Source organism: Methylocystis sp. (assembly GCF_051061225.1).
Taxonomy (GTDB): Bacteria; Pseudomonadota; Alphaproteobacteria; order Rhizobiales; family Beijerinckiaceae; genus Methylocystis.
The window spans coordinates 1-26462 of record NZ_JBPFEB010000128.1; the positions used below are offsets into that span (position 1 = coordinate 1).

General features: G+C 57.9%; 19 protein-coding genes and 3 pseudogenes. 10 read left to right on the top strand and 12 right to left on the bottom strand.

All coding sequences use genetic code 11. From position 1 onward, the window contains the following. From ACR652_RS21795 to ACR652_RS21805, 3 genes and pseudogenes are all read left to right on the top strand, one after another. The coding region (locus tag ACR652_RS21795; RefSeq protein ID WP_434507738.1) for a transposase domain-containing protein at nucleotides 1-126 on the top strand (126 nt) is incomplete at its 5' end. A 17-nt stretch (nucleotides 127-143) separates the two neighbouring features. Continuing rightward, a pseudogene (locus ACR652_RS21800) lies at nucleotides 144-794 on the top strand (MFS transporter); the annotation flags it as partial. A 70-nt stretch (nucleotides 795-864) separates the two neighbouring features. Then, a complete protein-coding gene (locus tag ACR652_RS21805; RefSeq protein WP_434508579.1) occupies nucleotides 865-1896 on the top strand; it encodes a bile acid:sodium symporter family protein in 1032 nt (343 codons plus the stop codon). A gap of 95 nt (nucleotides 1897-1991) precedes the next feature. Here ACR652_RS21805 and ACR652_RS21810 read toward each other — a convergent pair whose 3' ends face one another. Continuing rightward, nucleotides 1992-2801 carry a hypothetical protein gene (locus ACR652_RS21810; RefSeq protein ID WP_434508580.1) on the bottom strand — a complete coding sequence of 270 codons (810 nt, stop codon included), beginning with the start codon at nucleotides 2799-2801 and terminating at the stop codon, nucleotides 1992-1994. A 640-nt stretch (nucleotides 2802-3441) separates the two neighbouring features. Here ACR652_RS21810 and ACR652_RS21815 point away from each other — a divergent pair. Continuing rightward, nucleotides 3442-4329, top strand: a complete 888-nt coding sequence (locus ACR652_RS21815) for a DUF1259 domain-containing protein (RefSeq protein ID WP_434508581.1) — start codon at nucleotides 3442-3444, stop codon at nucleotides 4327-4329. Between the two features lie 254 nt (nucleotides 4330-4583). Here ACR652_RS21815 and ACR652_RS21820 read toward each other — a convergent pair whose 3' ends face one another. After that, nucleotides 4584-4880, bottom strand: coding sequence for a hypothetical protein (locus tag ACR652_RS21820; protein WP_434508582.1), 297 nt, complete (start codon nucleotides 4878-4880; stop codon nucleotides 4584-4586). An 882-nt stretch (nucleotides 4881-5762) separates the two neighbouring features. Here ACR652_RS21820 and ACR652_RS21825 point away from each other — a divergent pair. From ACR652_RS21825 to ACR652_RS21835, 3 genes are all read left to right on the top strand, one after another. Continuing rightward, entirely contained in the window at nucleotides 5763-8543 is a 2781-nt protein-coding gene (locus ACR652_RS21825) for a UPF0182 family membrane protein (protein ID WP_434508583.1), read from the top strand. A gap of 36 nt (nucleotides 8544-8579) precedes the next feature. After that, nucleotides 8580-8984 carry a hypothetical protein gene (locus ACR652_RS21830; RefSeq protein ID WP_434508584.1) on the top strand — a complete coding sequence of 135 codons (405 nt, stop codon included), beginning with the start codon at nucleotides 8580-8582 and terminating at the stop codon, nucleotides 8982-8984. A gap of 577 nt (nucleotides 8985-9561) precedes the next feature. Continuing rightward, entirely contained in the window at nucleotides 9562-10629 is a 1068-nt protein-coding gene (locus ACR652_RS21835) for a DMT family transporter (protein ID WP_434508585.1), read from the top strand. Nucleotides 10630-10701: 72 nt separating this feature from the next. On the opposite strand, the gene ACR652_RS21840 is transcribed toward ACR652_RS21835, so the two are convergent. The 4 genes and pseudogenes from ACR652_RS21840 to ACR652_RS21855 form a co-directional block, all read right to left on the bottom strand. Beyond that, nucleotides 10702-11415, bottom strand: a complete 714-nt coding sequence (locus ACR652_RS21840; RefSeq protein WP_434508586.1) for an MgtC/SapB family protein — start codon at nucleotides 11413-11415, stop codon at nucleotides 10702-10704. Nucleotides 11416-12642: 1227 nt separating this feature from the next. Then, a pseudogene (locus ACR652_RS21845) lies at nucleotides 12643-13152 on the bottom strand (invasion associated locus B family protein). 203 nt (nucleotides 13153-13355) lie between these two features. Next, nucleotides 13356-14657 (bottom strand): ABC transporter ATP-binding protein, encoded by a 1302-nt coding sequence (locus tag ACR652_RS21850; RefSeq protein WP_434508587.1) that lies wholly within the window; start codon nucleotides 14655-14657, stop codon nucleotides 13356-13358. 13 nt (nucleotides 14658-14670) lie between these two features. After that, nucleotides 14671-16401: an ABC transporter permease gene (locus ACR652_RS21855; protein WP_434508588.1), complete on the bottom strand. Its 1731-nt coding sequence runs from the start codon at nucleotides 16399-16401 to the stop codon at nucleotides 14671-14673. Nucleotides 16402-16928: 527 nt separating this feature from the next. Here ACR652_RS21855 and ACR652_RS21860 point away from each other — a divergent pair. Continuing rightward, the gene (locus tag ACR652_RS21860) at nucleotides 16929-19007 is read left to right on the top strand and encodes a carbohydrate porin (protein ID WP_434508589.1); all 2079 of its coding nucleotides are present in this window, start codon (nucleotides 16929-16931) and stop codon (nucleotides 19005-19007) included. Nucleotides 19008-19038: 31 nt separating this feature from the next. Here ACR652_RS21860 and ACR652_RS21865 read toward each other — a convergent pair whose 3' ends face one another. From ACR652_RS21865 to ACR652_RS21885, 5 genes and pseudogenes are all read right to left on the bottom strand, one after another. After that, complete coding sequence (locus ACR652_RS21865) at nucleotides 19039-19374, bottom strand: hypothetical protein (protein WP_434508590.1); 336 nt, start codon at nucleotides 19372-19374, stop codon at nucleotides 19039-19041. Nucleotides 19375-19582: 208 nt separating this feature from the next. Continuing rightward, nucleotides 19583-19894 (bottom strand): annotated as a pseudogene (locus ACR652_RS21870) (KUP/HAK/KT family potassium transporter); the annotation flags it as partial. 170 nt (nucleotides 19895-20064) lie between these two features. After that, nucleotides 20065-20589, bottom strand: a complete 525-nt coding sequence (locus ACR652_RS21875) for a hypothetical protein (RefSeq protein WP_434508591.1) — start codon at nucleotides 20587-20589, stop codon at nucleotides 20065-20067. Between the two features lie 117 nt (nucleotides 20590-20706). Next, the gene (locus tag ACR652_RS21880; protein WP_434508592.1) at nucleotides 20707-22062 is read right to left on the bottom strand and encodes a transposase; all 1356 of its coding nucleotides are present in this window, start codon (nucleotides 22060-22062) and stop codon (nucleotides 20707-20709) included. Nucleotides 22063-22262: 200 nt separating this feature from the next. Then, nucleotides 22263-22565 (bottom strand): hypothetical protein, encoded by a 303-nt coding sequence (locus ACR652_RS21885; RefSeq protein ID WP_434508593.1) that lies wholly within the window; start codon nucleotides 22563-22565, stop codon nucleotides 22263-22265. Between the two features lie 19 nt (nucleotides 22566-22584). On the opposite strand from ACR652_RS21885, the gene ACR652_RS21890 reads away from it, so the two are divergent. Next, on the top strand, nucleotides 22585-23880 hold the full coding sequence (locus ACR652_RS21890; RefSeq protein WP_434508594.1) for a patatin-like phospholipase family protein: 1296 nt from the start codon (nucleotides 22585-22587) through the stop codon (nucleotides 23878-23880). A gap of 509 nt (nucleotides 23881-24389) precedes the next feature. Here the strand turns inward: ACR652_RS21890 and ACR652_RS21895 are convergent. Continuing rightward, nucleotides 24390-25751, bottom strand: a complete 1362-nt coding sequence (locus ACR652_RS21895) for a hypothetical protein (protein ID WP_434508595.1) — start codon at nucleotides 25749-25751, stop codon at nucleotides 24390-24392. 464 nt (nucleotides 25752-26215) lie between these two features. Here ACR652_RS21895 and ACR652_RS21900 point away from each other — a divergent pair, with 464 nt between their 5' ends. Beyond that, the gene (locus ACR652_RS21900; RefSeq protein WP_434508596.1) at nucleotides 26216-26419 is read left to right on the top strand and encodes a hypothetical protein; all 204 of its coding nucleotides are present in this window, start codon (nucleotides 26216-26218) and stop codon (nucleotides 26417-26419) included. The last annotated feature ends 43 nt before the right edge of the window (nucleotides 26420-26462 follow it).

A 26462-nucleotide genomic window follows, 5' to 3' on the forward strand; every position in this document is an offset into this window, starting at 1 on the left:
GTCGATCCGCAGGCCTATATCGCCGATGTCCTCAATAAGATCGTCGATGGACATCTCGCCAGCAAGCTCGACGAGCTCATGCCCTGGGCTTACGCGCAGCCGATCGCTCTCAAAGACGTGGCCTGAAAACAGCGCTTACGATCCTGGGCCTGGTCGGAGCGTTGCTCTATGCGCGCATGCCTCGAATGTCCCCGTCCTCATTTCAGTCAGTGGCGCTTGGGCCGTCTCGCACGATTGTCTACAAGCTCGCCGCTTTGTTCAGCCTCGACGCGTTCGCCGGCGGATTTGTGGTCCAATCGTTGTTGGCCCTCTGGCTATTCCAACGCTTCGATCTATCGCTTGCTACAGCCAGCCTCTTCTTTTTCTGGTCCGGAGTCCTCTCTGCTTTTTCTTATCCCGTGGCTGCCTGGCTTTCGCGGCGCTTCGGTCTGGTCAATACGATGGTCTTCACACATATCCCCTCGAGCCTGTGCCTGATCCTCGCGGCCGTCGCGCCAACGCTTCCGCTCGCTCTCAGCTTATTGCTTATTCGGGCGGCGCTATCGCAAATGGACGTGCCGACGCGTTCATCCTATGTGATGGCGGTCGTGACCGACGCGGAACGCACGGCCGCTGCGAGTTTTACATCGATCCCTCGCAGCCTCGCTGCGTCCTTGAGTCCGGCGCTCTCCGGCGCCCTCTTTTCTCTTTCGTGGACCGCGTCGCCATTGATTATCTGTGGGGCGTTGAAAGTCGTTTACGACCTCTTGTTGCTCAACCAATTTCGGCACGTGAAACCGCCTGAGGAATGTTGATTCAAAGCGGCATACCCAAGTATCGCGGGAGACGAGCAAAGTGTGTCACAGCCTTACCCAGATGAACGCTATGATTCTCCATTTCATTCACAAACATTTTATATGGATCATCGTGTCTGCTTACATTGTTGCGGCCATTTTCCCTGAGCTGGGGCTTCTTATGCGCCACTCCGAGCTCGGAAGCGTCGATATTTTGCGAACGAAGATTAGCGTTTCGCTGCCCCCCGCGATGCTAGCCTTTCTACTTTTTAATGCCGGCCTGGGAATCAGAGCGAATGAACTGACTGACTTGAAGCGCAAGCCTTCTCTGCTCGTCGCCGGCGCGGCGGGAAACCTGCTTGTGCCGCTTGCGTTCATCGTCTGCGTCAACGTCACAATGAAACTCTGGCAGGAACCCGAGGAGGTTCAGCAAATCCTAACTGGCCTTGCCCTGGTCGCATCTATGCCAATCGCGGGGGCGTCGACGGCCTGGGCGCAAAATGCGAACGGCAATCTCACGTTAAGCCTTGGCCTGATTTTGCTGACGACTTTAGCTAGTCCGATCCTCACCCCGCTTGTTCTCCATGCTGGAGGCTTTATCACAACCGGCCATTATTCCGAGGACCTGCACGAGCTCGCAAGTAGCGGCGCCGACCTTTTCCTCGGAGTTTGGGTCATCCTACCGTCCTTATTAGGCATGCTAACGCATCGCATCTTGGGAGAAAGGCGCTCTGCAGCGATTTCGCCCTACCTGAAGCTCTCCAATTTTATTGTTTTGGCGCTGCTGAATTATTCAAATGCGTCGCTTACTCTGCCTGGAGTCATAGCACAGCCTGATCTCGATTTCGTGATTGTGATGTTAATCATCGTGATCTTATTATGTGCCGTCATGTTTGGCGCGGGATATTTTTTGGCGCGCCTCTTGCGAGCGGGCCGCGCCGAAATGGCGTCAATGATGTTCGGCCTCGGCATGAATAACAATGGCGCTGGGCTTGTAATGGCGTCGCTTGCGTTTTCCAATCATCCGAGCGTCATGCTGCCGATTATCTTCTATAATTTAATCCAGCACTTCATGGCGGCTCTGGTTGACAAGATGTTGTCCGTGACGGACGCAACGGATTAGCAACGCGAGGCGACAGCGGCGATTGGGTCCCGATGCGCCTCGGGCAACCCAGGATAGCGAGAGGTCGGCCAATTTTCGGACACGTCATCCCACTCCTAATGTGGCAGTATGACTTCAAAGGTGGCGGGCTCCAGCTCTTTACGAATCGTCGTCTTGATCTCGCTATATTGGGCGTAGCCTGGGTCGTTAGCGAGCTTCGCGCGGATTGTTCCCTTGAGCGAGTCGCGCAGCGCGACCCCGCGTATTCCATCGTATTCAAGCACCAGCAGCGAATGCCACGGCGCGTTGGTCGGGTTCTGATTTAAATAAACGGCGTAGGATGGCATCAGGCCGGACTCGACCCAGCCGTTCAGCTGCGGGACCACATATTTATTGGCGAAGTCCTCGTACTTTTCGCCGGCCACGAAGGAAATGTACGGGATAATCATGTAAAGGGACTTGGACTGGTCGGCCTTTGGCGTTCCGCCCTGCCAACCGAGGTTGGCGTAGATCTCGGTCCTGGGAGCCGCGAGAACAACGCCTTCCGGCCCGAGCCCGCCCGGATAGTCACGCTCAATTCCCTGCCATTTTGCAATATCGCTGAACTTGGCAAAGTCTATGATCACCCACATGTCGGGCAAATGTTCGTTGACCTGCGTCGCGAACAGAAATTTGTAGCCAGAGAATACGCCCCTGCTCCTCCACTCCTCGAACTGTGTGACGCCGGAGCTCTCCATATATTTGCGAAAGGCGACCCGCTTCTCTATCGGCGCTTTGTAGGTGAGGACAAGGCGCATCTCGCCCTCGCCGGCGCGATTGTGACCGCGCGCCCCGACCGTCTCCTCCGCAGGAGCGCTGGCGACCGACAGCAGCAACGCTATTGCAAGGCATCGGCCAAGATCCCCCATTTTCTTCGAAAATATCATCCGCCACCCTTTCACACTTCAGCGTCTCAGCCATCGCTTGAATTAATCGGATCCCGTATGATGCATTCCTGAGCGCTCTAGCAGGGCTCCGCACCGCCCTTTCTCCTCTCTTAAGGGAACGGTCGTTGGCTTCTGTGGCCCCTGTGCGCCTCTTGACCACGTCGCATAGCAGGCGGCCGCGAGCAATCATGGCTGACGCGCGAGATCCTCAACGGATCCGGGATGGCGGAAACCATGCATGGCCTACTGCTAATAGTATCACAGTTCGTTGGCTTTGTCGTCGGGTCGCGGTCGGCTACGTAAGTTTGCCGGCCGCTTCCTCTGGATTTTCCTCGGCGAGCCCTACATCGCAAGAACACACGCCAACAAGGCGGTCTTGGGCGCCTTGGCTGCGATCAGCCGTGGTGGGCGCTATGCTCAAACACCGCCATTCAGTCCGCCCTCCGTGCGGTCTTTCGAAGTGGCTCGTTTTTGACGCACCCATGGTAACGAGCATGGATTTCGGGCCCCTCGCTCTCTCGGCATCCGCTGCGACAGCGGTCTTCCGCTTCCAGGAAGGAATGCTCGAAACCCTCGTAGCCCGCCGCTTCGGCGGGACCGGCTCTTTCTCGCGGCGGCAATCAGCAGAAAGGACAAATCAATGAAGAAAGCTCTCACCACGCTCGCTGCGCTCGGCGTTCTCATCGCGGCGCCTGCTCTAGCGGCGGAAATGGACTGGTCACAAGTTGACGCGGCGATCGGCAAGAAGGGCGGTGTTACGGGCACGGTCCATAAATACGGTCTGCCGCGCAGCGATCTCCACGTCACTCTGGATGGCGTCACTGTCAAGCCAGGCTTAGCGCTAGGCGGGTGGATCGCTTTCGAGCCTGTGGGTCACAACGAGATGATGATGGGCGACCTCGTGCTGACTGAGACTGAGGTCACACCCGTTATGCGGTCGCTGCTGGCCAATGGCGTCGCCGTGACGGGCGTCCACAACCATCTGCTGCGCGCTAACCCCGCCACTTACTATATGCACATCTTCGGCCGCGGCGATCCGGCAAAGCTGGCTGGAATTGTTCGCGACGCCCTTGCCGAAACGAAAACGCCCTTCGAAGCTTCGCCGGCGCCAGCCGGCGAACCACCGAAATTGGGTTTTGACACTGCGCAGGTCGACGAGGCCCTCGGCTTAGCGGGGAAGAACAACGGAGGGATCTATCAATTCAGCGTCCCGAGGGCTGAGCATATTAAAGCAGGAGGAATGGCTGTCGCTCCGGCCATGGGAACCGCAATCGGCATTAACTTTCAGCCGACGGGTGATGGCAAAGCAGCGATCAGCGGAGATTTCGTCGCGGAAGGCAAGGAAGTAGAGCCCCTGCTGAAAGCCCTGCAGACCAACGGAATCGAGGTCACTGCGCTCCATAACCACATGCTCGACGACGAACCTAGGCTGTTCTTCGTCCATTTCTGGGCTAACGATGACGCCATCAAACTAGCGCATGGGTTGCGGGCAGGGCTTGACGCCCTGCATCTTGCGGCGAGGAGCTAAGGCATAAATCCCCAGCTTGTCGACGAACCTCGACAAGTTTGGAAAATTCGTCGGGCGAGGATGTCAAGGAGCCTCGCCCGTCACTTTGATCACCTGCATTACATGGCCTTCTGATGCCCCCGGTAGGCAATAGGGCCAGGCACGCTAATTTATGTTTGGTCTATCCTGTGCGGATCAACACGGGTCCGAGCCTAACCGAGTTTCAGGATATATCGTCCTGGCGGCAGACTGCTTCGGCATCAGCCGGTCAATTTTTAGCCGCTGTACACCTTTTCATTCAGTTTTTGGGCTCCCTGAGGAAACCGCAATAGGTACAGATCATGAAAAGTCCGAACTGGACGACGGAGCGGCCCCCGCTTAACTTTGGTGTTTCGATAAAATCCGTGCCCAGCAGGGGGACGGAAACATTTGCAAGATAAAGGTAGAGCAAAACGCCCGACGAAACAAAAAAACGCGCCTGATAGGAACTTGCAAAAGTCTTGGCTGCGCAATGCAAAATACAGGCTTCCAATGGCCATGATGGCAGCCGCAATGACATAGATGATGATCATGGTTTCCTCCATATGCCGCGCATCCATCCTCGAAAAAGGCCACAGCTGCTCGTGTGCATATAGCGGTCTCGTGGATTAACGGAGACGTAGACATGCTAAAAGAAACTGATCTGGCGAGACATCCGTCTCGCTTGCCTTGATGTCCGGCTACCGTAGGAGGAGCAGGATCCGCAGGCTTATGGTTCGCCCGTCATGACCCTGATCTATTGAACCAGCGTTTATCAAGGCCGCTCCAGGCCGGGCAGCCCATTGGGCCAAGTCGCTCCTCTCGCTCTTTATGCTCCTTTGCCTGGGCTCGTTCGTCATCAGCGCCCTCGACGCTGTTCGTTGGGACTGGACGCGAAGGCCCGCAGGGTTCGAAATCGTGGGCGCAGTCTGTATCTTGGCGTCGTACGCATTTATTCGCCGCGTCTTGGTGTCCCTGCATGGGGACCCGCCTGAGATCTCGATCCCTCCCGGCTTCCTAGCACGCGGTTTGAACGGATAGCTTCAACCGATCAAATAAGCCCGTCTGTCTTTTGGCGCAATCAAACGAAACCAGAGCGGGCAATCCTGCTCTCTGGCTGCGGGATGAAGGGGGATGCGCCATGTGTCGTGCAGCGCGATCGTCACTGAGGCTATGAAGATAATTGCTTGGCGGCCCTACGTGACGCTGCCTGCGGCTGCGTGCGCCCTATTTGGAAACTAGTCCGTCGCGCTGAACTGATAGGACCAGCTTACCGTCACGATTTAGCCTTTCCGTTTGTCGGCCTGGCGGACTAAGGACTTCGCGTCCAGGATGTCTATAGAAAATGGCCCGCCGTCTCGCTTACCAAGGGTCGGACTGCAAGTTTCAAGATTTTCGTGCTTATCATTGAGAGAAGGCGCTGTAAGGAGACGGAGATGACGGGGAACCGCATCGCGCTGGCGATCATTCTTGTTACAGCTTGCTTGATCATCCTTCATTTCGCTTTTTACCTCCTGATTGACTGGCTTTGGTTTTCTGCGATCGGCTTTTCCAATGTCTTTTGGACGATGCTCGAGACAAAACTTGCGCTCTTCTGCGCCGTGTTCACAGTCTCGGCTATCCTCTTGTGGCTGAATGGTTCCCTAGCTAATCGATTTACCCAGCAAGGTGAGCGGCTCCCTGCTGTCATCCCTATTAGGGCTTCAATGAGCGCCCCGACATTCGCTTCGCTATCTCTTACGTTGCCATTACGCTCCCGCTGGCGCCTCCTGATAGCGGGAGCTAGCTTGGCGCTCGCAGCGGTTGTCGCCCTAAGCGAGGCTGGAAACTGGGACGTGGTTCTTCGCTTTTTTTACCAAGCGCCGTTTGGACAAACCGATCCCCTTTTTGGATTAGACATTGGTTTCTACCTCTTCGCGCTTCCGGCCTTGATCGCCCTCAAGAACTGGATGCTGCTGGCCCTTGCATTAAGCATCCTTTCTGCCGGCGCGATCTATTGGGCCCACGGCGACCTTGCGTTCGATAAGCCCGAGCCGGCGCGCCCCTGGGTCGTCGCCCATGGTTCCTTTCTCTTCGGCCTTCTCTTCCTAATTCAAGCTTGGTCCTACTGGCTCGACCGCTTTCTCCTTCTCTACGACGATAATTCGGTGGTCGTGGGCGCAGGATACACGGACGTCCATGTCGAGCTGCCGGCGCTCTGGGCGCTTGCCGGGCTCGCGTCGGTGCTCGCCCTCGTCTCGTGCATCAACATCCGGGTACGATCCTACAAGGTTCTCGCAGGCTCGGTGACCGTCGTCGTGGGATCTTGGCTCCTTTTAACGCTAGCGCTGCCGATTCTATTCCAGCGCCTGTATGTCAAGCCCAACGAACTGCAACTGGAAACGCCTTACCTCGAGCGCAATATTTCGCTGACAAAACAAGCCTACAATCTCCGGCAATTCACGGTAAAACTCTTTCCTGCGGAACAAGGACTGACATTCCAATCCCTGCAGGAAAACCGCGCGACCATCGACAATATAAGGCTGTGGGACTACCAGCCGCTGCTAGACACGTATGCGCAGCTGCAAGAAATCAGGACCTATTACAGGTTTTATGGTGTTGACATTGATCGTTATGAGCTCGGCGGCTCATACCAACAGGTCATGCTGTCGCCCAGAGAGTTGGCGCCTTACCGGCTTCAATCGAAGGCGCAAACGTGGGTCAACTTGCACCTCGTGTTCACCCACGGCGACGGAGTCGTCATGTCGCCGGTGACCCGGAAGTCACCCGAAGGCTTGCCGATTTTCTATCTTCAAGACATCCCGCCAGTCGCTTCCGGCGGTCCCGATATCCATGAGCCGCGTATCTATTTCGGAGAGCGCGCCGATTCCTACGTGATTGTCAATGGAACCGCCCCGGAGTTCGACTTTCCGAAAGGCAAAGACAATGTCTACGGGAGCTATAAAGGCGCGGGCGGAGTGGCGATTGACAGTGCGCTGAAAAGGTGGCTTTTCGCGTGGTACTTCAACGATCTGAATATCTTGCTTTCCGACTACATCACGAGCGAAAGCCGTATCTTATTTCGCCGCAGCGTTGCTGATCGTATTCAGACAATAGCTCCCTTCCTGCGGCTGGACCACGATCCTTACATTGTGGTGAGCGAGGGGCGCCTTTTCTGGATTCAAGATGCTTATACGACTAGCGACTGGTTCCCTTACGCCGAGCGTCTGCCCGAAGCGGAGACGAACTATATTCGAAATTCAGTAAAGATCGTTCTTGACGCGTATAACGGAGCGGTCGGCTTTTACGTGGTGGACCCAACAGATCCTGTGATCGCGACTTATCAACGCATTTTCCCCGAGCTGTTCAAGCCATTCGAGGCCATGTCAGAGGATTTGCAAAAGCATATCCGCTACCCCGAGGACCTCTTCCTTATTCAAGCGCAGATGTTTCGCAGCTATCATATGGATAATCCCAAGGTCTTCTACAACCGGGAGGATCTCTGGCAGTTTCCTCGCCAGCCTACTGGCCTCGATGGCCTCAACGCCGGCGGTGGCGCTCGGATGGCTCCCTACTACATTATCATGCGCTTGCCGGGGGAAGCTCGCGCCGAGTTTTTCCTCATGCTCCCGATGGTCCCTAGCCAGCGGGAGAACATGATTGCGTGGCTCGCGGCGCGCTGCGACCCACCGAACTACGGAAAGATGGTCGTCTATGAATTTCCCAAAGACAAGCTCATCTATGGACCCTTTCAGATCGAAGCGCGGATCAACCAGAATACGGAGATTTCCCAGCAAATCTCGCTTTGGAATCAGATGGGCTCGCGGGTCATCCGCGGGCATCTTTTAGTGGCGCCAATAGAAAACTCTATCCTGTACGTCTCGCCGCTTTATTTGCGCGCCGAAACGGGCCAGCTGCCCGAACTCAAGCGAGTAATCGCCGCCTATGGCGATCGTGTCGTCATGAAGGAGACGCTCGCCGAAGTGCTATCCGCCCTTTTTGAGGGACCCTCGCCGCTCCTACCTGCTCCGCCTGTGCCCACCGGACCGAGCTCCAAGATTCCGCCCGACCCTCGAGCGCGCGAGGCACTTGGCCATTTTGACCGCGCGACGACTCAGCTCAAAGGCGGGGATTGGAGCGGGTTTGGTAGGGAACTCGACGCCGTCCGATCGCTCCTAGAACAGCTGAGTGGGCACCCCGGCCCACACACGATTTCTCATGGATCCCCCGTCAAATGAGACCTGTTTATCGCCATAAGCAATTCGGGTGACGTAGTGCAGCGCGCGCTCATAGCGTCGGCGGCGGGGGTCTTCGTTTTGGGTTTGATGGCCAGCGGAGCGCACATCGCCCTCCCCGTGGGGGCCGTTCTTGCTTTGGCGGGCTGGGCCTTCTCCTCATTGAGTGTCGAGGTCTCGCCCGGCGAGTTGGCTTGGTATTTCGGGCCGGGGTTATTCCAAAAGCATATTCCCCGAGACGAGATCGTGAGCGCCGCGCCTGTGCAGAATAGCTGGTGGTGGGGGTGGGGCATCCATCTGACGCCGCGGGGCTGGCTCTACAATGTGGGTGGACTGGAAGCGGTTGAGATCGTCATGCGCGATGGGAAGAGATTTCGTATCGGCTCTGACGATGCGGCTATGCTTGCTCGGGCCCGCACCGGCGGACCAGATCCGGGCAGATAGGCTTCGCCCCACCGAGCGTTGGCCCGGAGGCAACGCCAACCCAATTCCAACCACTCCTGCGACGGCACCCATAGCGATATCGGCTCGACGCTCCGCATCTGTAGTGTGGGAGCACCCCGAAGTGTCTGCTTCACAGTCGGTCGCGGTCGCCACAGCCGAATCTGTACCATCTACCGGCTATAGCGGTTAGCGGAGATCTTAGCATTTTTAGTCACAGTCGTCCTCGGCTTTGGACCAACGAAAGTCTCCAACAATCTCCTCGTCAAAAGCTCCGCTCAAAACACGGCGGGCCAGTACCCAGCTTACGCTCCGCTATTTTCAACTGTTTGAGAATGAGTTTAGATCGTTCGAGGGCGCGGGCAGCACACTCACGGGCGGGTATGGGTGAATTGCTCAAGACAATGCAGAGTCGTTGGGGCTCAGCGACGCCGCTGGGAGGAAGCTTACGCTATCGAGCGTGCTCACTCTGCTGTTCGCAGAAACATTGCTTATCCGCCGACGTCCTCGAAAATGCCTATAATGCTTAAAGGCCGCATCTGGCGGGCTTTGCCGGCCACCATCCAATAGAGATTTCTGCATGCACGTCGGAATCCTCATCGCGCTCCTATCTGCCACGCTCTTTGGCGCGAGTATGCCCCTTGCGAAAATTCTCATGGGAAGCGTCAGCCCTTGGCTGATGGCGGGCCTGCTCTACATCGGCGCGGGGCTTGGGCTTGCTGCTGTTAACGTCAGTCGGCGCGTGGTTGGGAGAGCCGTGGCCGAAGCGCCGCTTCGCAAATCGGACCTTCCTTGGCTCGCGGCAGTCATTACGGCTGGCGGGTTTTTCGGGCCTTTGTGTTTGATGTTCGGATTAGCGCGAACGGACGCTGCTAGCGCCTCACTGCTGCTGAATCTCGAAGGGCTGGCCACCATGGCGATTGCATGGCTGGCATTTCATGAGAATGTCGATAAGCGGTTGCTTATGGGAGCATTTGCCATTTTGGCAGGAGCGGCTTTGCTATCGTGGCAGGGAAGCGCGTCCCTCAATCGCGGCGCATTGCTGATTGCCGCCGCCTCCCTCTTTTGGGGAATTGATAACAATCTGACGCGCAAGCTTTCCTCCGCCGACCCTGCGCAAATCGCCATGCTGAAGGGGTTGGGCGCGGGAACCGTGAATTTGACGTTAGCCTTCGCGCTTGGCGCAGCGCTGCCCGCCATCGGCGATATTCTCGCTGTCCTGGCGGTTGGCTTCCTCGGCTACGGGGTGAGTCTGGTTCTATTCGTTTTGGCCTTACGCCATCTCGGAACGGCGCGGACAGCAGCTTATTTTTCTCTCGCCCCCTTCATCGGCGCGACCCTTTCGCTCGCGCTGCTCCAGGAGCCTATGACCCTGCGTCTAATCGCGGCGGGCGGCCTCATGGCGCTCGGCCTCTGGCTACACCTGACGGAGCGCCACGATCATGACCACGTTCATGACGAAATTGAACATGAGCACCGGCACCGGCATGACGAACATCACCAACATGCGCACGGACCGGACGTTCCTGCCGGCGAGCCCCACAGCCACAAGCACCGGCATGAAGCTTTCGTGCATCGGCACCCGCACTTCCCCGATATCCACCATCGGCACGGCCATAAACGGGCGCGCTCTGATGGCCCGTCTTGATTTCGCATAGTGGTTCCATACTGCTGGAGCCAGACCGATCCATCACAGAGAGATCGGAGTCCATTCTTAGAATCAGTCGCTCGCGCGGGTCGACCACGTAGCGTGACTGATGCCTGCTACCTGTTCAAGTTCGCTAGTCACCGCATCGAGTTCAGAGGCGACAACACTGGTTGGCGAAAGGGTGGCTACCATCTCCAGTTGGCCTTCGCGTTCGACTTCCTCGATTTTCCGAACCGGATAGCTCGCCGCCTCAAGCTTGTCAAAAAGCTGCTCTCGAATGGCGTCACGGTCGGGCTCCGAAACCGTCAATCGAACCTCAAAGGTCGCTTCGGTCGCGCTTTCGTCAATGGGTCGCCGTTCGATGAAGGTGACCAGGGGACGTAGGAAGGTGTTGCCCGCGAGGACAAAGAACGCAAGCAAGATGGCTTCGGCCTCACGATCCGCGCCGGCATATGCGCCGGTGACGGCTGAACACCAGATCGTCGCGGCTGTGTTCAAGCCACGGATGTTCATCCCTTCCTTGAGGATCACGCCTGCTCCCAGAAAGCCCACACCCGACGCTACATACGCGAGGACCCGTGTTGCTCCGTCATCGCCGCTCAATCGCATCCCGAGATCGACGAACGCCGACGCCCCCAAAGCAACGAGCGCGTTGGTGCGCAGGCCCGCATTGCGCTGGCGATATTGACGCTCAGCCCCGATGATCGTGCCGAGCAGCAAGGCCACGAATAGCGACAGGAAGGTGTTGAGAAACTCCTGCGAGTCCCAATGCGTGAAAGCTTCCACGTTTACCCCCGGTGGTTTAGGCTAGCTTTAGCATAGCCGCCGGATGTGCAGGCGCTTACAGATCATTGTGCGACGTTGTATTTCGGCTTGACAAGCCGAGAAGCGAGGACAATATCGCCAAAGTCGGCGGGCCCTAACGCTTCATCGACTTCCCTAACCCACGAAAGACACATGGGCAGTAGCAGCTTCGGCGACGCGCTCGCAGCCTTGTCTGCGCGAACGACGCTATCGCAAATCGAACCCACCCGCGGTCTCGGTGGCCGCGTGAGAGGCGTCGCGCGAGCCTAAAGCTCCTGCCTGCCGCTCATGCTCCGAGCCGTGGATCTAAACGGCTAAGGAGATGAGCGATGAACAAGCTTACAAAAATCCTTTTTGGGCCGCGCCCAGTCGCTCGGGGCGCCCTTAGCCCGCGCCACACCGCGGCGCATATAGCTGACCGCCGTCGCGAGCGGCTTATTAGCGTCTGGACTCCCGACCCAGAGACAGGCCGCCTCATCTGCACCTGGCGGAGGCCAGGTAAGGAGAGCGGCTCCGCGACAATCGATGCCGAGGAGCCTCCCCCAGCACTCCAGAGGGCGGCGTAAAGGAGGGCCCTGATGAACAACGACGGGCCCGACCGGGCTCACCCGCGGGCCCAAGGGCCCGGGGGTGGGCACTCTTCCACCTTTAGAAGTGAACCGGTCCTAGGCTCACGGACGCGAGCGAGATAGCCAGGGCCTTCAAAGCGTTCAGCCAACGCAGGCAAGCAAAGGCTGTGCATCTAGGTTAAATCCCCGATAAACCGGGCAAATTTGCTCTGCATGCCTGTGTTTTTATTGCGTCTATTGTGCTGAATTGCTTCACATGCGACTTTTCTCAAGCCGTATGACCGACAGTTGACTCGTTCAGATGAGAGCAAGCGGTTAAGTGCATGCCTCCCACCCTAACCTCGCGTCAATCGCTGCAGCGATTGCTTGCGTGTGCAGTTTGCTGATCCTCGCCTTGCAAATCGATCTCAAAAAGCGACTTGAACGCGAGGCAAGGATGCGGAGGCGAGTAGCGTGCCACTTAAGCATTTGGCGTCAGCTTAGGCTGATTCGTATAGCGATCTCGCTATTAATTGTTTTTAACTTGGTATTTTGGTGGAGGATCCTAATGGTCATGTGAGAAAAGACGGAGAGAGGTGTGACCGTGGAAGAAACCGAGCTCCTCCCTCAACACCAGGCCTTAAACATTTTATCGTAGCGTTTACTTAAGCTTCTCGTAGGCCTCTCTGAAGCCCCGCAGCGGCACGAGATGCCTAACGCTGTGACCGGGATCCATGTAGATCACAATCGTCGCGATTTTGCCGCTGTTGAGGCGCTCGAGAAGATTCTCGTCAATGATGGTTTCCGCCCGGCAGCCTGCCTCAAAACATCAATAGAACGGTAAGTGACTTAATTCCGATTGGCCGATCTTGAAACTCACGCCATTAGGCAACAGCACGGTCAGCGGTGCAATCACCTGCATGATTCCGTTTTTTGCATCGGCCCTTTTGATGACAATGATCCCGACAGTCACGTCGGGATTGTCTACCGCAGTTATTGCTTGGGATAGGACACAATGCTGCCTCGACGATTCCGTCGGTTGACTGCACTGGAATTCCCACGCGCCGGATTTGACCTGTGCTCCAACAGCTGCATTGGCGGAGCCAAGAGAGATCGCTAGCGTCAGAGAAATCGGGATTCGCGATGGCGTCAGGCCAGGCAATGTCGCCAACCATTTATGAAAGATTGCGCTGCATAAATGTCACCATACTCGACTGCAGGCGTTCTCGTATTTCTGAACGATGACCGCCGGGCCCGAGCTCAACTATGAAACGACGCAACTGTATCGAACAGCCGACGACGTAGCGGGTTCGTCTGAGCATATCGCAACTGAGCAGATCAAATGCGACGAAAAGGTATCGGCGCGGACCGACTCTAAGGATTCTCTAAGCTAAACATCTGCGTCTGATCGTCATAAGCAAACGCCTCGGCGTACCTTCCCCAGTCGATCACAGCGCGCAAGGTTTGGTCGGCTGCTTCTGGAGACATGTAGTCTTCAATTTCGTCCGAGAAGCGACTACGCGGAGCTTTGTGACTGGGGCGTTCGTCAAGGATGCGTCGAATATGCGCCGCAAGGTCGATGTATGCGAGGAGGCGTTGCGCGAACAGCTTTTTGCGCTCGTCGACGGCTGCGTTCGCAAAGGTCGCGCCCTCCGCCGTGAGCTTAATGGCGCCGCCCGCGATGTCCGCGAACCGCAGCATTTGCAGGGTTTCGGCGACGGGAAAAAGATCGTCGATCTCCATGAGCAGTGCTGCCGCGATCGCGGGCAACTCGGCGACGCCGTCATAAGGCGACGCGGCGATGGCTTCGAGCAGGCCGGAAAGAGAATTCGTTGAAACCTGCGGCAAAATGGTGCCGATTCCGACGCCGGGAAACCGCTCGGCGCGCGCCGCCGCTCGATCGTCGGCGGGCCTGGCGGTCATCTCCGAGTAAAGCCGCTCAACCAGTTTCCGGAATTGAGGATCGAGCCGGTCGCGCGGGTGCCGGAGGTCGACCTTCAACTCGGTGACGATCCGGCCCGGATTGCTCGAAAAGACGAGAATCCGATCGCACATGAGGACCGCTTCTTCGATGTTGTGCGTGACCAGGATCACGCCCTTGATCGGAAGCTGCCCCTCGGACCAAAGATCAAGAAAGTCGGTGCGCAATGTCTCTGCGGTGAGCACGTCCAGCGCTGAAAAGGCCTCATCCATTAGAATAATATTCGGATGAACGACGAGCGCCCTGGCAAAGCCCACGCGTTGCCGCATGCCGCCCGAGAGTTCGCGCGGATAAGCGGATTCGAAGCCGTCGAGGCCAATCAGGTCGATGGCCGCGAGTGACCGGCTACGAATTTCCTTGCGAGGCAGCCCTAAGGCCTCGAGCCCGATTTCCACATTCTCCAAGACGGTGAGCCAAGGAAAGAGCGCAAAGCCCTGAAACACCATGGCGACGCCCCGCGCCGGCGCCTCGACCTTGCGCCCGAGGTAGCTGATCGAGCCGCCGCCCGGTCGCGACAATCCCGCGATCAAGCGCAACAGGGTCGATTTTCCGGAGCCAGAACGGCCCAGGAGACCGACGACCTCGCTCTCATGCAAGGTCAAATTAATGTCGTCGAGGACGAGCAGTTCGCCGCCGTCTGGCTTGGGGAAAGACTTGCGAACGCCTTGGAGGCTGAGCAGCGGAGACTGATCCATGAGCCTTGTTCCTTCAGCCCAGGCGGAACTTGCGTTCCGCGTAATAATAGAGCGGGCGCCAGAAAGCGCGATTGATGATAGTGACGAAAGCGCTCATGACCGCGATGCCGAGCACGATGCGATGAAAGTCGCCGGCGGCAGTCGCTCGCGCGATGTATGCGCCAAGGCCATAAGCTTGCAGTTTGTCGTCGCCCCAGCTCGCGACTTCGGCGACGATGCTGGCGTTCCAGGACCCGCCCGAAGCCGTGATGGCGCCGGTCACATAAAAGGGAAAGACAGCGGGCAATCCGATGCGTCGCCACCACAGCCAGCCGCGAACCTGGAGATTGGCGCCGATCTGACGCAGCTCACTTGGTACGGCGGACGCGCCGGCGATGACGTTGAACAGAATGTACCATTGCGTCCCCAGGATCATTAGAGGACTCAGCCATATATTCGGGTCGAGCCTGAACAGGACGATTGCCGAGACGGCGATGGGGAACAGCAGATTGGCTGGGAACGCGGCCAAGAACTGAGCGATCGGTTGCACAACGCGTGCAACGTTCGGACGCAGGCCAATCCATACGCCGACCGGTACCCAAATCGCGCTTGCAATCGCGATGAGGACGAAGACGCGCGCCATTGTGGCTAGCCCAAACAAACCGACTGTCGCGATCTCGGAAACGGGAACGCCTTCCGTGACGAATTGGACGATCTGCCGGACCGCCACTAAGACGGCCGCTATAATAAGCAGATACCAAATCAACACCATCCGGTTCGCGCCGCCGCTCGTCCGGTCGATCGTCTTTGGATCGCCGGCAATGGGTATGGCTCGATACGACCAGCGCCAGGCCGCCGAAAACGGCGCCAAGATGCGCGTCACAAGCTTCGACTTGCGCAAGATCGTTAAAACCCAGGAGCGCGGCGCCTGGGCGCTGGCTTCCTGTTCGAAGCGAAACCGATCGGCCCATGCCACGAGAGGGCGAAACAGGAGTTGGTCATAGATGAGGATCACGACGAGCATGGCGGCGATGGCCGCGCCCACCGCGCCGAGATTGCGTTCGGCGATGGCGGCCGCGATATAGGATCCGATGCCGGGCAGCGTGACGGTCGTATCGCCGACGCTGATTGCTTCCGAGGCGACGACGAAGAACCAGCCGCCGGACATGGACATCATCATGTTCCAAACGAGCGCCGGCATGGCGAAGGGGACTTCGAGGCGCCAAAAGCGCATCCAGGCGTTGAACCCGAAATTCCGCGAGGCTTCCACCAGCTCCTCAGGCACGGTGCGCAGCGACTGATAGAAGCTGAACGCCATGTTCCAAGCCTGGCTCGTGAAAATTGCGAAAATTGCGGCGAATTCCGCCCCGAGCACTAACCCCGGCGCGAGCGACATGAAGTAAACGACCGTCACAGAGATGAAGCCGAGAATCGGCACCGACTGCAGGATGTCGAGCAATGGAATTAAAATGACCTCGGCACGCCGGCTTTTTGCCGCCCATGTCGCGTAGGTAAAGGTGAAGAGCAACGACAAGGCCATTGCGGCCAACATGCGCAAAGTTGTTCGAGCCGCAAAACCAGGAAGGTTGGCAACATCGAGCGAAATTGGGTTTTTCTTGAGCTCCTGGAGCGAGATCATGAGGCCGCTGCTCGTCTCGGCAAAGAAGACGATTAGGCCGAGCACAAGAACGATGGCGATTAAATCCCAGTACACCGGCGTTCGCGGGATCTTCCCGACCGAGATTGGCGCAGTCTGATTCGTCACTTGCAGTAGCCTCAGGCGCTATAGCCGCAGTTCGGCTGCAATTGCACAGCAAGATTTGTCACTATTGTCAATTTCTTTCGAGGGCAGCCCATTCGACTGCTTGTGGGCCGGCTCGCTCATACGAGCAATTCCTTCTAACGGCGTTCGTCCTGCACGCGCCTTCGCTAAAATTCCCAGATTTTGGTGATGCCTCGAAGGACCCACAGGCGCAGGTGACCCAGGCCTCTCTAAACCCCAGGGAGTTTTTGTGCATATTGTCCTTTTATCAAGCGAGGAGCTTCAAACGTCCGCCGGGTACGCCCCGACACAGAGTATGTGTATGACGATTTGATGAACCGATTTCGTTGTTACGACTTCTACGAAATCCATGTTGCGCCAAAGGCACAGTTCAGATCTTTTCGAGGAGTGGGCGGGGGCGCCGCGAGATTGGAATTCCAATTCAAGACCCTGGTCAGTTAGCTTGGCGCATGCGCTGTGTTGGAAATACCCTGCCGCGAACCTCGCATGCGCGCCTGGTCAGGCACGTCGTGGCCGCCATCGGTTTGGCGCCCGCGGCGGCGAGCGCTACGGATACGACGCCGCCGATTTTCAACTGGGCGGGCCTCTACCTCGGAGCAAGCCTGGGCGCGGGCGTTCCTCTGCATCGCGGAGAGCGATTGCAGGCCGGTAGTGGTTTCGAGTCTCCCATCTATGACCTCTATCCGACGAGTAACACCCGGTCTGGGGTGACTGGTGGCGCTCAGGTGGGCTTCAACTGGCAGCGCGGACCGTGGGTCTGGGGCTTCGAGACCGATTTGAGCCTGCTTGACGGGCGCCGAACGCCCAGCGGCCTATTCCCGACATCCGCCGCCTATCCTGGCATGCCCGTCTTCACGTTGACGCCGCAAACGAGCGCGAATTTTTCCGCCAGCATCCGCGGGCGCGTCGGCGTCGCCTACGACCGCGGCCTGGTTTACCTCACCGGCGGCGTCGCGGCGGGCGGCGCGCGGGGACCCACGATGCTTTCTCTCGGCGGCGGCAGCGCTTTTGCCGCCGACTGGTCCCAGTCTTCGCGAATGAAATATGCTCTCGGCGGGGGCTTCGAATACGCCTTCGCCGCCGACTGGTCGGCGCGCGCGGAATATCTGTTTCTTAGTCAGTCGCTGAATACGCAGGTCTTCGACGATGGTTCGGGCAACCAGTACTTCTCGCGAATTCGCAACGAGAACCACATTCTCCGCTTCGGCCTAAATTATCACTTCGGCGCAAGCGAGCGGATTCCAGGGGCGCTGGAGTATGGCGCGCACAGAGACGCTGGGGACGGCGGCGGCGACAAGGAAGACGTCAAGACCGAACGCTACAGCGTTCACGCCCAAACGGCGAATGTCGGGCAAGTGCTTCCTGGATTTCCTGCCAAGTATGATGGCCCCGGCAGTTTTCCCTCCCACGGGATCGGCAATGTTCTAACCCAGAACAATCTCTTTTTGGGCCTGCGCCTCTGGGAGGGAGGGGCGGCGTATCTGAATCCTGAGGTCGATGAAGGCTACGGGCCGCATAATGCACTCGGCGCGGCAGCCTATCCGAACGGAATTGCCCAGAAGATCGGACGCGCCGCGCCTTACATGAGGTTCCAGCGCTATTTCCTGCGGCAAATCATCGGCCTCGACACGGACGGCGACAGGATAAACGACCCTGACGAAGGTTCACGGAGCGAAGTGCTCGAATCGGTGCAGAATCAGGTCTCCGGCAAGGTCGATCGGGATCGCATTATCGTCACGCTCGGCAAATTCGCGGTCGGCGACGTCTTCGACGACAATGTCTATGCCCACGATCCGACAACCGGCTTTTTGAATTTCGCTTTCAACTCCATGGGAGCTTTTGATTATGCTGCGGACGCCTGGGGCTATACGCATGGGCTGGCGGTCGAATGGAAGCAGAACTGGTGGACGCTTAGAGGCGGCGTCTTCCAACTTTCGACCGTACCGAACGGCCCTGTCATCGAGCAGGAACTGTTTCGGCAGTATATGGGCGTGACCGAGCTCGAAGCGCGGTATGAGTTGCTAGGACAACCCGGCGCGATCAAGTTTCTGGTCTTTGGCGACAACGGCCGCTTCGCCGCATACCAGGACGCGATCAATCTTGCGTTGTCGACCGACGCTCTGCCGCCCGATCTGAGCGCTGTGCGGGAACGACATTTCAAGCTCGGCGGCGGCATCAATATCAAGCAGCAGATCATCGAAAATCTGGGCTTCTTCTTGCGCGCCAGCGCCTCCAATGGGCGTTACGAGATTGTCGACTACACCGATGTCGACCGGCAACTGTCCATGGGTCTGGTCGCCGACGGAACGGCCTGGGGACGGGAAGACGACGAGATCGGCGTCGCAGGCGCGCTCAGCGGACTGATGGGCGATCATGTCCGCTATTTGGCGCTTGGCGGTCCCGGCGTGTTCATCAACGACGGCACGCTAACCTATGGTGGCGAGAAGAACCTGGAAGCCTATTATAAGCTTGGCTTTGGAAAGAACCTGGACGCAACTTTCGACTACCAACTGATTGTCAATCCTGCACATAATCTCGACAGGGGCCCTGTCAATTTATTCGCCCTGCGGCTTCGGGCGGCTTTCTGAACGCCGGTCGGCGCGCCAGCGTCGTCGGAAATCATTGGTTTTGGTCGCTTGGCTTTGTCCCTTCGGTGACGCACTCATGTTTCTGGCAAGAAGCTTTTGTGTCGTGCAGACTCGTTCCCAAGCAGAAAGGATATTGCTTGATCAGCGCGTCTCGCGCTTCCTCCTTATGGTTTGCATTCACTGCGAGATCCGATTGACAGGGAACAGAAACTAGGTCGCAATCCTTTTCCGACTTACATTGGAACCATGCTGACGGCAGGTTCGCCTCTCGCCGAATACGCTCATCATATTCATCCAGGTGATGCGCAGCCGCGGATTGGGCCAATATGGGCCAGAGGCCTAGCAATATCGCAAAATAATTCTTCATTTTTGTGTTCTCCAGTCCCTCAGCCCAGATCGTCCGTCACTGGTCGAGACTCTTCCGCCGGACTTGGCGATTGGCCCCAATCCTCCCCTTCGAATGTGCGCCGCGCCTTCCCCGGTCTCAAGATAGGGGACGATTTCTTTTGTCTGTTTATGGCGTCGCCCGCCCAAACTGGCAAGGAATTCAAGCAACGACCGCAAACTCTAGATCATGCTAAGGCCATAAGGGATAATGTTCCCCCTTCGCCGCGGTTATCTGCGCGCATGAGAAAGAGAACGTACTTGACCGTAACAGTAAAGATCAAGGCCCAAATTAAAAGCGATATCGCCCCGCACACTGCTTCCTCGGTAAGACGATCCGCCTTCACGCTGTGTGCCAACGATTCGCGTAGGGCGTACAGGGGACTGGTGCCGATATCGCCGTAAACGACGCCGATAGATCCGATGATCAGACCAAGGGGGCCGCCCCGTTCGTGGCCGTGGTCAGGAGTTGAGGTATCCGCGGAATCCGGCTTCGCCCGCATTTTCATAGAGTGCCTTTTCTCATATATGAATGCGCTGTTGCAGCGTCGCCCTCCGACGGGCATGCGCTCACCGTCGCAAGCAGACTGGTTCCCGATTCGATATACGCCTTTTGGTAAAGCAGTTAAAGGCCACGCTAGAAATGCTAGCGTGTCGTGACGCTCTTCATCACTCAGCGCGTTTCACTTTTCTTCGCATCAAGTACGGCGCTGAAAATGTGCTTCTTCGTTAGAACGTTGTATTCGAGCGTCGCCTCGGTCGAAGGGCAACGATGAGGATCGATGGGCATCCATCGTTTGCCCACGAGATATACGACCCCATCTTTGACATGGCTTATCGCGCCAATAAAACTCAAGTCCCCGATTTCAGCGTCAATGACCAGCTCGCCACCGCCCCAGGATTTTGCAATGTAGAGATACTGCCCATGTTTGTTGCCGCCCCCGCATGTTTCGCTCGAGAGAAGCAACGCGTTCGTCGTCGCGTCTACCGGAACGAACTCGATGCGCGTAACGTATTCGGAGAGATTTCCCGCCGTGCTGGGACACATCGATTCGTTGGAGACCAAGCCGCTGCCAGCTTTAATGAGGAAAGAATTTACGGCACTGCGAACTTTTTGCAGATCGTCTGCAAAGACGGCAGTGCTGGCTAGCAAAACAGGAGCTGCGAGAGGAATGCATATCCGCCAAAATGTTTTCATCTTTGTCCCCAGCTAAATCCAGGCTCCGGTGTTCCTATCTTGTAGCCGGACACTCGGCAGTCGGTTTGGAAGAATTAGTCTCCGCCTTAACAGCGCGGTGACGAAGTCGCAGCTTGATTAATCTGGTTCCGGAGCGGCGATGACGGCGAGCATGGCCAGCGCGCCGCCGATCTCGGCGATGATGACGATGCCCGTGGCGCTATCCGTCCGAATGACGAACAAAAAGGCGTTTCTGGCCGCCTCGGAGTGTTCTCTTGGCGTCCCGCAGCCGACGAGGGCGCGCATCAGGACGCCAAGATTGAAGCCTGCGACGTGGATTAGATAGCGCTTGGCGATGTTCTCGCGACCGCGAAGCCAAGCCCGGCGCATGCCGCCGCGATCCAGCACATGGGCGAAGCTGCGTTCGACCAGCTCGCCGCGCTTGCGCATGGCGGCGCGTCCAACGCCCGATTTCAGCCGTGCGCGGTTGGCGTAAACGGCGTCGCGCGCTTCTTCGTCTCCCTGCCAGCGCAAATAGCCCTTCGCCGGCAAAGGCTCGCTGAGCCGGCTCTTCCACTCGCCGTCGTCGAGGCCTTTCAAAACCTCGCGCGAATGATAGCCTTTGTCCGCGATGATTTCGCAAGGATCGTCCGGAGTCGGCGCGAGGCCGACAGCCGAGAGATTGGCCTTCGCCGTCTCCAGTGTGTCGCCGAGCGTCGTCGTATCCCCCTTGTCCGCCTCGTGGATCAGCGCGGCGACGATCACGCCTGTGTCGAGGTCGACCGCATGTTCCGGCTTGTAGGCGAGATGCGTCGTCCCGTCCTTCATCCGCGCGATCTTCGCCTCGGCGTCCGTGGCGCTCGTCCAGTCGTCGTTCGAGAGCTTTTTGCCTTTGCGCTTACGGTCGAAACGCGCCAAATCCTCGGCGTTCGGCGTCGCGATCCCGCTTTCCTCCGCCATGCGCTCGAGCATTGCGCGATAGGTCTCGCCATTATCGCGTCGCACGATGCTGCGCAGCGCCGCGTTCGCCTCCATGGTCGAGCCGTCGACGCCGATGCGTTCGCCCTTCACGAGGCCGCGCTCGGCGACGAGCTTCAAGACGAAACCGAATACCTTCTCGTGAACCTCGTGCGGCAGACGTGAGCGCGTCTTCGACAACCATGAATGATCCGGAACTTTCTCGCGCGTCGACAGCCGCAAAAAATCCCGCAACGAAAAAGAATCCGCGCAGCGCCATACGATGCCGCGTTCGCTGTCGAGCCCCTCGAAGTAGCCGACCATGTGCATGCGGAAATAGCGCCCTGGTGGCAGCGAGGGCGCGCCCATCTTCGCCGCGTAGTAGGGCTTGCAGGCGTTCTCGACGAAAACGTCGAAGCCCGCGTCCAGTAAAACCTTCTGAAGCTCGTCGTAAAATGCGTGTCCCGGAGAGCGCGGTAGCTCGGCCCAGCCGACAACCAGATCCCCCTGCGTCCCCGTCTCACGCCGCATCGCCATGGAACCAACCTCAGCCGAATCTCACTTGGAAACGGAATCAGTCAGACGCGACTTCGTCAACGGGCTGCTAACGATAGTGTACGCTCTCCGGTCGATGAAGAACGGTTGCGGTCATCTTGCCAGGTGTTCGATGGAAAATGGCTTGGCCAAGAAATTCACCCTGCGTCGAGAACGTCATATCACGGCGTTGGGGTGTTAAATTATTTTCCGCAAGGAAAGGCCTCTTTGAGGGCTTCGAGGCTCGCGACTGGCACGAGCGCCTTCTCCTTTGGAGGATAACGTTCGACAAAACGTTTCAAAATTTCATGCGACTGCTCTCCGGTAAACGCCAGCCTCGACGGAATGCAGAACATGCGCGGATGTTTACGCTCCATCAACTCATCATTCGCAACCTCCAAGCCCTGCGTGATACCGAGCAGATACAGGAGGTCGAAAAATTCGTTCCTCCCGTAACCCCTCAGCAAACCCTGCGGGTGCAAGACAGTTTGTGTATTCGTTGTCAATCGGGTATTCAAGCTTCGGGTGGGATCGCAGAAACCTGGGTCAGGCTGGGTTTCGTCGCCGCGTTTTCGAGAAATGAGTGGCTCTATGTGTCGAGTTAAGCAATGTAGCGGCAGCGCAGGAGCCATCCTCGTCAGCCTTTTGGCGCTTTCAACTCTTCTTCTCGCTGCCTGCGCCTCGGTAGGACCGCGGGCGGTCGTTCCGGCAGATGAGCGGAAAAACACGGTCGTTCTCGGCATCCCAAATGCCCGATTCTTTGTCGATCAACCGATTGCTTTGGCGGCCGAACAGAAACTCGCCCTCGAGCGCGAGGCTAAGACGCTGGGCGTGTCGAAAGGCGGCGTTCTGCCCTCGGCACATCTTCTGTCGCTGTCGGGCGGCGGCGACAATGGCGCTTTCGGCGCCGGCCTTCTAACCGGTTGGACTGCCCGTGGCGACCGCCCCAAATTCAAGCTCGTCACCGGCGTAAGCACGGGCGCTCTGATCGCGCCTTTCGCCTTTTTGGGCCAAGAATACGACGCCGCGCTTACAGACGTCTACACGAACATTAACCCGTCGCGCGTATATGAGAAGCGGATCCTGCCCTATGCCGCGCTGGCGCAGGACGCTTTGTCCGACAGCGCGCCACTTTACCAAACAATCTCGCATTATCTCGACGGGCCCATGCTCGCGCGCATTGCCGCGGAATATGGCAAGGGCAGATTGCTGCTGATCCAGACGACCGATCTCGACGCGGGAAGACCGGCAATCTGGAACATCGGCGCCATCGCCGCGAGCGACGATCCGCGCGCGCCGGATCTTATCCGCCATATCCTGCTCGCGTCGGCTTCGATTCCTGCCGCCTTCCCACCAGTGATCTTTGACGTCGAAGCAGACGGCAAGCCCTATCAGGAGATGCACGTAGACGGCGGCGCGGTGAGCCAAGCTTTCCTCGTTCCGCCGAGTCTCAACACTAGAGATGTTCTCAACCGATCAGGATACAAGCGCAAATCCGTGGTTGCTTACATCGTCCGTAATTCCCGCTTAACGACCGAATATACCGACGTCGCGCCGACCACGCTGCCCATCGCCGGGAAGGCGGTCTCCACCATGATCAACTACAATGGCGTGGGAGATCTCTATCGCATGTATCTCATTACGCAACGGGCTGGGTCTTCCTTCAACTTGGCCTATGTCGACGATGACTTTCGCGCGCCCCATCCGGAGGAATTCGATCAGACCTTTATGCGTGCCCTTTACCATTACGCCTATGACAAGGCTGTGCAGGGCTATCCGTGGGAGCACGCCCCACCTGGCTTCTCCGGGAAGAAGCACTGATGGCCGCCCAACCGAGACCACCGGAGTCGCATCCTCCGGTGCTCTTGTGATGTGATCCCGTTAGGCAAGTCGATTATTTGTCGCCTGACCCTCTCCTGATCGCTTCCATTACTAGATCATGGCGGCAGGAGTGACGCGGTTATCGAGCTAGATCGATGGTACGACGGATAGCTTCCTAGCCAAAGAGCCTCTATCAACCTCGGTTCGTCGCCGCCAGCGCCCGATCGGTGATTCAAGCCGGCCCGATTACGATCAAGAAGGCGTGGCCCTCGCTCCCGGCATAGGGCTGCGTAAGCAGCCGCACATGGCGCTGAGGATAGGCTAACTGGCGGAGGAGGCCAAGGCGTCGCCTCCGGCGGTCGACGGCCTCGCTTCCTCGATGCGTGTCGAAGTCGGAAAGCAACAGGACTTTGGTCAGTTTGGAGCGAGCGCGCAGCACTAGGCGGCGGAGCCTCGAAGAAATCATATGGCATATAAAGTCCGCGTAGCCCAGACGAGAGTGTCGAGTGCTACGAGGACAGTTGATGCACAATCTGCCACGATGCCTGGATTGGACACGGGGGCGTGCTGACGCCGACGATCCAGCATCTAACTGCGGCCTCCAAGGAGTTGTACACCGAGTTGAAGGCCGAGAGTGGCCACACTCGGGACTTCAAGGATGAATAACCCCCTGAAGCAGAAAGACGAAAGCAACACGCATCGAGAAAGAGCAGAAAGTTATACCCCGCGAGCTTGCGCAGAAGCATCTGAGCCAGTTGCACGAGCGGATAGTCGAAGAGAAGCAATGGCGCCATCGGCACTAAAGCGACACCACCGATAATCACAAATAGGCGTAAGCTGATGGGAGCAAGGCGCATGTTGCGAACCACCGTGAAGCTGTTCGCAAGGTCCGCGAGGGATTGAAGATCGGGCGTTCCGAGCAGCGGTTCCTGCGGGCCCTCGCGCCTAATCCATTTTTGCTCAAAGGCGTGGACGTAGAGAGAGGAAAGCGTCGTATAGTCCCATAGCCCTCGTTCCTGACACGCCCTCAGCTTGAAAGCAAAGAGACAGAGCGGCGCGACGAACAACACAACGTCGATCAGCAGCGTCATGAACAGCGCTGGATAGACGGCCTGCAGACTAGTTCTGCCGGAAGCGATATCCTCGGCGAAGGTCGCCGAAACAATAATCGAGATTGCAAGAGCGAGAATCGCAAATCGCGTGTGCACGATCTCGAGATAGCCGAGCCCTCCGGCGCGGTCAGGATGATCAGGCTGCATTGCAAGATCGCTCTTCGCCAGCCGCCACAGGAAAACCCACCAGAGCGCGAGCCGCCAGGCCCAGCGAAACGTCAAGAACCGAAAGAGCGGTAGACAAACAAACCAATACCACGCCGCGGCGAGAGGCATGGCGGCGAGCGACTGGCTGGATTCATGCGGGTTCGCTCCTATCATGCGCATTCGCACCCAGAGCAGAGACAGGGCGGCGGCGGCGATCAGGCTTGTCGCGTCGGGCAGCCATGAGTTCTTCCAACGCAAGAGGCGACCAGCAGCCATCTCCAGTTCGGGCAAAGCGCGCTCCCCCGCGACTCCTGAGCGCACCAACAACAAGACAAATTCACGGGATTTTGCGTCCAACGCCGTTTCGGCGACGAAGAGCAGCGGCAGCGCCAGGAGCAGCCGCGCATGAACCGCCACGACCGACAGAGCAAAAATAATCTTCGCGCCCTGAGCCAAAGCGAGAAGGACTAGAACGAGCCAGAGAAGCCAGCCCAGCGCCAATCCTAGCGGGACCGTGTTCTTGTCGCCGCGTACAAGAGCGCACCGCGCACCCAGTCGGTGCAGCGGGCCGCCAAGCAGCGAAAAGTTTTCTATTCCTGGAGCCAAAGGCATTAGACCTCGTAACGAGCGGCGGCTAATTCGCGGGAGAGCACCTTAATCTAGCATACATCGCCCATCTCGGATGAGAACGGCCGCATGCTGCTCTCCGCTTGTTTCGATCCCTTTTTCGCGCGAGCTTCTCACTTTCGCCCCGGAAGGAAAATGACCATAGCCCATCAGTCAGGGACTATGCAGACCACGGGTGACTCAGCCGCCATCCATTGGCGGCAGGAATACACGGGCTGCTGATAAGGGCTACACCTCGCGGCCGCCTCCTGCTTAGCTCGACCTTCACCCGCTCGGCATGGGCGGCGGCCAAGATCCCTCGGCCGAGCAGATCGCCGCCCACATGGCGGCCTCGGGCACGCCATGCCGAATTATCCCTATGATCGGCAATATAGAAGCGGAACACGCGCGCGCTTCGCAGGTTGGGAAGAGGGGCAACGGGCGTGAGACCCGAAGTGAGGAGCATCACTATGATTCGCAACAAAACGCTTGGCTTCTTGATCGGCGCATCGTTGCTAATAGGCTATGAGCCTGCCGCGGAAGCTCTTCCGGCCGCTGCGCCATCGAACACGGTCGAGATGTCGGCCTACACAGGGGCTGTGGTTCAGGAGGCGCGCGTTGTTCGAAGGGTTGCCCGCCGCACCACGCGTCGTGTAGCCCGGCGGCACTACTGAGGCGATCTTGGTCGTAAAGACGGACAATTGCCAGGCCAGACTA

What these genes read in the sequence shown, in the direction of transcription:
- ACR652_RS21835 (WP_434508585.1), top strand. Translation starts at nt 9,562, where the DNA reads ATGCACGTCGGAATCCTCATCGCGCTCCTATCTGCCACGCTCTTTGGC.
- ACR652_RS21895 (WP_434508595.1), bottom strand. Translation starts at nt 25,751, where the DNA reads ATGCCTTTGGCTCCAGGAATAGAAAACTTTTCGCTGCTTGGCGGCCCG.
- ACR652_RS21825 (WP_434508583.1), top strand. Translation starts at nt 5,763, where the DNA reads ATGACGGGGAACCGCATCGCGCTGGCGATCATTCTTGTTACAGCTTGC.
- ACR652_RS21815 (WP_434508581.1), top strand. Translation starts at nt 3,442, where the DNA reads ATGAAGAAAGCTCTCACCACGCTCGCTGCGCTCGGCGTTCTCATCGCG.
- ACR652_RS21820 (WP_434508582.1), bottom strand. Translation starts at nt 4,880, where the DNA reads ATGATCATCATCTATGTCATTGCGGCTGCCATCATGGCCATTGGAAGC.
- ACR652_RS21900 (WP_434508596.1), top strand. Translation starts at nt 26,216, where the DNA reads ATGATTCGCAACAAAACGCTTGGCTTCTTGATCGGCGCATCGTTGCTA.
- ACR652_RS21850 (WP_434508587.1), bottom strand. Translation starts at nt 14,657, where the DNA reads ATGGATCAGTCTCCGCTGCTCAGCCTCCAAGGCGTTCGCAAGTCTTTC.
- ACR652_RS21810 (WP_434508580.1), bottom strand. Translation starts at nt 2,801, where the DNA reads ATGATATTTTCGAAGAAAATGGGGGATCTTGGCCGATGCCTTGCAATA.
- ACR652_RS21805 (WP_434508579.1), top strand. Translation starts at nt 865, where the DNA reads ATGATTCTCCATTTCATTCACAAACATTTTATATGGATCATCGTGTCT.
- ACR652_RS21865 (WP_434508590.1), bottom strand. Translation starts at nt 19,374, where the DNA reads ATGAAGAATTATTTTGCGATATTGCTAGGCCTCTGGCCCATATTGGCC.
- ACR652_RS21875 (WP_434508591.1), bottom strand. Translation starts at nt 20,589, where the DNA reads ATGAAAACATTTTGGCGGATATGCATTCCTCTCGCAGCTCCTGTTTTG.
- ACR652_RS21880 (WP_434508592.1), bottom strand. Translation starts at nt 22,062, where the DNA reads ATGGCGATGCGGCGTGAGACGGGGACGCAGGGGGATCTGGTTGTCGGC.